Below are 5,948 nucleotides of genomic sequence, written 5' to 3'. Positions count from 1 at the left end.
CTGGGCCACCGAGTTTGAAGTGGAAGATGCCCTTTCGGCACTCCGCTTCATCGCCAGCCGACCAGACCTTAATCACCTGCCGCTGGGAGTGATGGGGGTCAGTCGCGGATCGACTCCCGCATTGATCGCTGCTGCCCGGTCAGAACGTGTGAAGGCTGTCTTCTGTGAGGGTGCGTATTCCACCGATGCCCTGCTGGTGCACTTCATTTCCCGCTGGGCAACACTCTACGTTCCCCGCGTCTTCCTGCCGCTGTTGCCAATGTGGCACATCCGCCTGACATCGGTCCTGGTTCGCTGGACCAGTCAACTTCTGCGGAAACGCCCCTATGTGGTTCTGGAGAACTGGCTGCAGCTGCTGAAAAATCGCTCGGTACTGCTGGTCGCTGGGGAACGTGACAACTATGTCCACCCGGATGTCGGGCGTCACTTATACCGCCGCCTGGATTCTCCGAGGGCGAAACTGTGGCTGGTCCCCGCCGCCAAGCACAACCGCGCCCGGCATGTGGCCCCGATCGAATATGATCGACGTATCAGTGATTTTTTCGATACCTCCCTCGACCCGCGCGAGACGCTGTCGAATCAACGCCCGCACCTGAAAGTTACTGGTGCAGCGATCGGCGGGGATCTGTTGCTGAAATAATCTCATTGATGCCAGTTTGATTGAACCCTTTATATCCGTCATCCCGCTGCAGAATCTCGAGGTGGGACCCCAAGGCTCCCTGAGAGAGAAACTGGTTGGCCTGGGCGTCAGTGATTCGACCCGCCGCACGAAGCCGCTCGACTCGTTCAGGCCTGACCTTCCACTGCTCGCCTCGCGTAAACGCCTGACGCAGATACGGGAAGTCCGTGAACGGCGGCATCGTGTCGATCCCCGCCTCTTTCAACTGATCGCGCGTCGCAGAGAAGTCGAACTGGCATTCGAGATGGTGCATCCCGGCCTGCAGAAATGCTTCGCCATGCAGGGCACACCACAGCCCGACTGTCCCCAACTGGGCTCGGGCGGGAAGCGGTTCGTGTGAGAAGTCTTGGGCCAGTTCCTCAGGAGAAAGATCAACGTCCGCAAAGATGGTGACACCCGTCACCGGGTGTTCGATGACCTGCGCTCCCCAGCCCGCTTCGCGGCCCGCGTAGAAGCGCTCGCGACAGACAAAGCCGAGCTTTTCCAGAAATGCGATCAGCAGCACAAAGGTCTCACGACTGGAACGATAGGTGTGATGATCGTGGTTCGCCCACCCCAACCCCAGCACCGCTTGCCGGGCAAGTTGGATTCGCCCCGCTCGATTTCGCTGCTGCCAGTACTGTCGCTCGGCTTTGAAGAACAGTTCACAGGCCCGATCACGTCCGAGGTCCTTCATCGCCGCATCGGCAAGCTCTCCCGCCGCAGCAAAGCCTTCCGCGTCCTGTTCAAAGTCACGCCGGCGAAGCAGAAATCGTTCGTAGTGCAGCGCGACGAGAGCCGTGATGAGGGAATCGGCCGCTGAGGGTTCAAACGCCAGGGTTCCATGCCGTTCAACGACGATCACATCGACACCAGCATCGCTGGCAACGCGAGCTCGCCGCAGTGCAGACCAGGGTTCCCCTTCAATCGCAACATCAGTCATTTCGTGAGCAAACAGAAAATCCGCCACGGACTCGACCTTGATCGCCAATTCGCGTCTTTTCCCGTCGATCACTCGAATCCGGGGAAAGAGTCCTTCAGGATGATGCCAGACAGCTTCGCCCCCATCTGACTTCGTCTCGACATATCCGACGCCGGGCAATTCGCCGAGCATCGGGTCGACGTGGGGAATCCCAAAGTGGTCGATCCAATCGAGCAGGCGAGTCCCCGTTTCAGCGAGCATCCGCTGTGACAGCGCTGCGCCGAAGGGGCTCTGCTGCAGGCATTCATTCAGAAGTTGATGGACAACGCGTGCTGGCGCGGGCTGAGGCTTCCAGGAGTGTTCGGTTAACTTGGCGAGAGAATCGTTTGCTGTCTGCAGGACGGTAGCCATGTCTGAATCTCCTGAAAGAAATGTGCGGATCCACAGACCCGACATCCGTGCCGAGGATACTCCAACGCATTCCAGCAGTTCGGTCCTCGTCATTGAGCTGGCGTGAGACAGCGGTGGAGGTCAGAACATGCGGGATTTGACTGACGATGGAATTGTAGGGATGTTCGTCCAGCGGCGGCGAGGCTGCCGTGACGCGAGAACCGGAAATGTCTCGCCACACCGAATGTTCGTCTTACCCCGTTTTCCAGACATCGGTCCGGCGAAAGCCGACAACTTTTGTCCGAGAGACTCGTGATAACGGCGAATCCCGCCGATTTATATTGTGCGTGAAACAGTTCACGAAACGTCAGTTACACTTGTAAAAAGGCAACGAGCGATCCTCCTTCGACAATACCGCCCCGCACCATACAAGACCTCGCGGTCGACTGTGATGTGAATTGTGTTGCGACTGGATCACCCTGAAATGCGTCCCGGCCGTGGTTCGCTTGCAATTCTGGCGGGAAGAGCAAGGCGACACTTCCACGGTCTCTCAAAAAACCGCAGTCACAGCAATGTGGCTGCGGTTTTTGTTTTTATGAATCGAATTGAGACAGTCGCTCGACCATTCCCCCCGTGCATCCTAGAATCGATCCGCTGCTCGAGATGATCCGGATCAGGATCGGACCACGGAATCAGAGACTGCCTCCCATCACCGCTGTCTCCTCCCACAGAATCCGATTCTGGCGATCCAGTCAAAGCGGCAGTAACGGAGTTGACCATCTGACCGGGGTCCCGCATCCCGTAGTGAATCCCCTCGCGTAGTGAATCAGGTTACGACAGGCACCACTGCTCTCGTTCAGGAACGACTTCGATGAGTAAAGAGACGATCCAAGCCCTGATGATCATCGTAATTGGCGCTGGTGTTCTCCTTGTCGTGGTGGGACTTGCTATCTTCGCAGCCTACTTCAGACTCTGGCTGCGAGCCTTCGTCACGCGGGCGAAAATCAGCCCGCTTGCACTCTTCTTCATGTCGTTGCGGAAGGTGAACCCGACCGCCATCGTCGACGCCAAGATCATGGCCGTGCAGGCCGGTCTGAAAGAAGTGACGACCGAGCGGCTGGAAGGGCATTATCTGGCCGACGGCAATATCAAAACGGTGGTCCGGGCACTGATCGTCGCTCATCGTGCCCGTATCAATCTGAACTGGGATACCGCCGCCGCTATCGACCTGGCAGGACGAAACGTCCTGGAAGCCGTTCAGACCAGTGTCGATCCCAAGGTGATCGATTGCCCGGACCCGAAATCATTCGGCCGGACCACGCTCGACGGTGTCGCCAAGAACGGGATCCAGTTGAAAGCACGTGCGCGTGTGACGGTTCGCACCAACCTCGCACAGCTCGTCGGTGGAGCCACCGAGGACACGATTGTCGCTCGCGTCGGCGAAGGGATCGTCTCGGCCATCGGCTCGTGTAACACGCATAACGAAGTTCTCGCCAATCCCACGCTGATCGCCAGAACGGTGCTCGCCAAGGGACTCGATTCCCAGACCGCCTACGCCATCGTTTCGATTGATATCGCGGACATCGATGTGGGTGACAACATTGGCGCCCGCCTGCAGGCGGACCAGGCGGAAGCCGACATGCGTATTGCCCGCGCGAAGGCCGAAGAACGACGGGCTCGGGCCGTCGCTGCCGAACAGGAAATGAAAGCACTCACTGTCGAGAATCAGTCGAAGGTCGTTCTGGCCGAGGCAGAAATCCCCCTCGCCATGGCGGACGCCTACCGCTCGGGTTGCCTGCGAGCCCAGGACAACCACAACGGCGCGGCGTAAGGTTTTTCCAAGATTGTGGTTCACGGCCGTCTTCTTCTTGCGGAACGTTACGACCGTCGCAGGGTGAAGACGTATTCATGGAATGAAGGAACTCTGCTGATGCGTCTCACCATCCTTCTGGCGGCCATCATCACTTGCCTCGCTCACCTGACAGCCATCGCGGGTGAATTCAATGAAGTTCTGAGCATCGGGCAGGTGGCCCCTGCATGGGAAAAACTGCCTGGCTCAGACGGAAACCCTCATTCGACCAGCGAACTCAAGGAAAAACAGGTCCTCGTCGTCTCCTTCACCTGCCTCAGTTGCCCCACAGCGATGGATTACGAAGCGAGATTCGATGCCCTGTCGAAGCAATACGGCGGTCCCGACGGCAAGGTGGGGTTCGTTGCGATTTGTGTGAACCAGATCGCTCCCGATCGCCTCGACAAGCTGACACAACGGGCCAAGCAACAGAAGCTGTCGTTCCCCTACCTGTATGACGAATCGCAAAAAATCGCCAGGGATTTCGGGGCCACGTTCACCCCTGAATACTTTGTACTGGACCGGGACCGCAAGGTCGTCTACATGGGAGCACTCGACGATTCGACCGACGCGGAGAAGGTCACCAGACGGTACGTCGAGGAAGCGATCAACGCGGCCCTCAAAGGCGAATCCCCTGAGACCAAGGAAACGATTGGTCGAGGCTGCCGGGTCCGCTACGCCCGCGAACGTAAATAACCGCAAATCGCGAATGGGTCTTCGGATCCCCCCGGCTCTTCCTGAACGAACCCCGCAATGTCGTCCGGCCCCCCTCCCCTCGACGTGATTCAGAGCTGGCTGCAATCCGTCATCACGGATCCCCAGGGGATCGAAGCAGGAATCGCATCCTCTCCGGCGATGGACCGAATCGCGACCAGCGTCTCCGATGTTGAGTCAGTCATTCTCCCCTCGCAGCGCCTGAGCAGTGTCGATCGGCTGCGGATTTACGGCAACGCCTACTTCGGACGCCTGCTGGACTGCCTGCGTTCTCAGTTTCCTGCAGTGCGGCAGGCGGCGGGCGACGATGCCTTCGATGGCCTGGCATTCGGCTATCTCGTCAGCAACCCGTCGAAGAGCTACACCCTGGCGGAACTGGGTGCCTCGTTCGAGTCCTACCTCCGGTCGACCCGCCCCCCTCGCGAGAGCAATCCCGGGAGTGCTGAGTTCGATTTTGCCGACTTTCTGATTGACCTCACACGCCTGGAAGCCGTTTACAATGACATCTTTGACGGTCCCGGCCCGGAGCGAGTTCCGTCACTCAGCGCCGATTCTCTTGCCGGTTTATCGCCCGAAAAATTTGCGGCATCAGTGCTCGGGTTTCATGCGTCTGTGCGACTGAGGGAGTTCGGATTCCCGGTTCACGAATACGCCACCGCCGTTCGTCGCGGAACGCCACCCACTCTTCCGAACCCCCGCCCCGTGTATCTGGTGATTACGCGCCGTGATTACATCGTTCGCCGGTTCGAAGTGACTCGCTCCCAGTACCATCTCTTGTCGGCACTTTACCAGCAACAGCCCGTCGGCGTGGCTCTGCAGACTTTGTGCGGCATTCCCGAATTCGATCTCGATTCTCTGAAGAACGACTTGCAGCATTGGTTTCGTGAATGGACCGCAGCACCGCTATTTGCCGAAGTCCTTGAAGTGACGCCCGCGAACGCCATCCAACGACGCTAAAACCCGCCCCCATTGACGAGTGAATTTGCGATTAAGCAGGCTGTCGTCCTGTCGCACCGCTGGAACAGCGACCTCAATTGAACCGGCGTGACAGGTAGAGGAATTCAATTTGACATCAGACTATCGGTCATGAAGCCCGGACCGCAGGCGATATATTTCTAACTAAACCAGATCGCACCCTGGTTTCCGTCAGCATCGAAAAAAAGACTGGCGGTTAAGTACGCCGTTCCGAACAGACAGGCGAACAAGGCAACAATACAAGCGATTGCCGTGACGAGAGATCGCCATTCGCGCATGCCGCGTGTTCGAATCAGGTAGACGAAAATCCCGAAGATGAAGAAGAAAATCAGAAACAGCTTCATCACGGGACCCAGACGAAAAGATCGTTCCGCCGCATCCGTGAAGCACCAGGCCACACCCAGGATGGTCACTGGCAATCCTAGAATCAAATCGATCAG

6 protein-coding genes are annotated in these 5,948 nt (G+C 58.1%); 4 read left to right on the top strand and 2 right to left on the bottom strand.

The features are described 5' to 3' along the window. Positions 1 to 640 (top strand): alpha/beta hydrolase (locus VGE80_RS05170; RefSeq protein ID WP_440591915.1); only part of this gene is annotated, 640 nt, incomplete at its 5' end. Here the strand turns inward: VGE80_RS05170 and VGE80_RS05165 are convergent. Further along, positions 600 to 1,991 carry a hypothetical protein gene (locus VGE80_RS05165; protein ID WP_440591914.1) on the bottom strand — a complete coding sequence of 464 codons (1,392 nt, stop codon included), beginning with the start codon at positions 1,989 to 1,991 and terminating at the stop codon, positions 600 to 602. The genes VGE80_RS05170 and VGE80_RS05165 overlap by 41 nt on opposite strands. 850 nt (positions 1,992 to 2,841) lie before the next feature. Between VGE80_RS05165 and floA the strand changes: the two genes are divergently transcribed. The 3 genes from floA (at position 2,842) to VGE80_RS05150 (ending at position 5,490) form a co-directional block, all read left to right on the top strand. Then, entirely contained in the window at positions 2,842 to 3,801 is a 960-nt protein-coding gene (gene floA / locus VGE80_RS05160) for a flotillin-like protein FloA (protein ID WP_373653595.1), read from the top strand. A 99-nt stretch (positions 3,802 to 3,900) separates the two neighbouring features. After that, positions 3,901 to 4,515, top strand: coding sequence for a thioredoxin family protein (locus VGE80_RS05155; protein ID WP_440591913.1), 615 nt, complete (start codon positions 3,901 to 3,903; stop codon positions 4,513 to 4,515). Positions 4,516 to 4,572: 57 nt separating this feature from the next. Further along, on the top strand, positions 4,573 to 5,490 hold the full coding sequence (locus VGE80_RS05150) for an HvfC/BufC family peptide modification chaperone (protein WP_440591912.1): 918 nt from the start codon (positions 4,573 to 4,575) through the stop codon (positions 5,488 to 5,490). A 158-nt stretch (positions 5,491 to 5,648) separates the two neighbouring features. Here the strand turns inward: VGE80_RS05150 and VGE80_RS05145 are convergent. Continuing rightward, on the bottom strand, positions 5,649 to 5,948 hold a 300-nt coding region (locus tag VGE80_RS05145), incomplete at its 5' end, for a hypothetical protein (RefSeq protein ID WP_440591911.1).

The organism is Schlesneria sp. (assembly GCF_036405755.1).
GTDB lineage: Bacteria > Planctomycetota > Planctomycetia > Planctomycetales > Planctomycetaceae > Schlesneria > Schlesneria sphaerica.
This window is presented reverse-complemented; position numbering and strand designations above follow the sequence as displayed.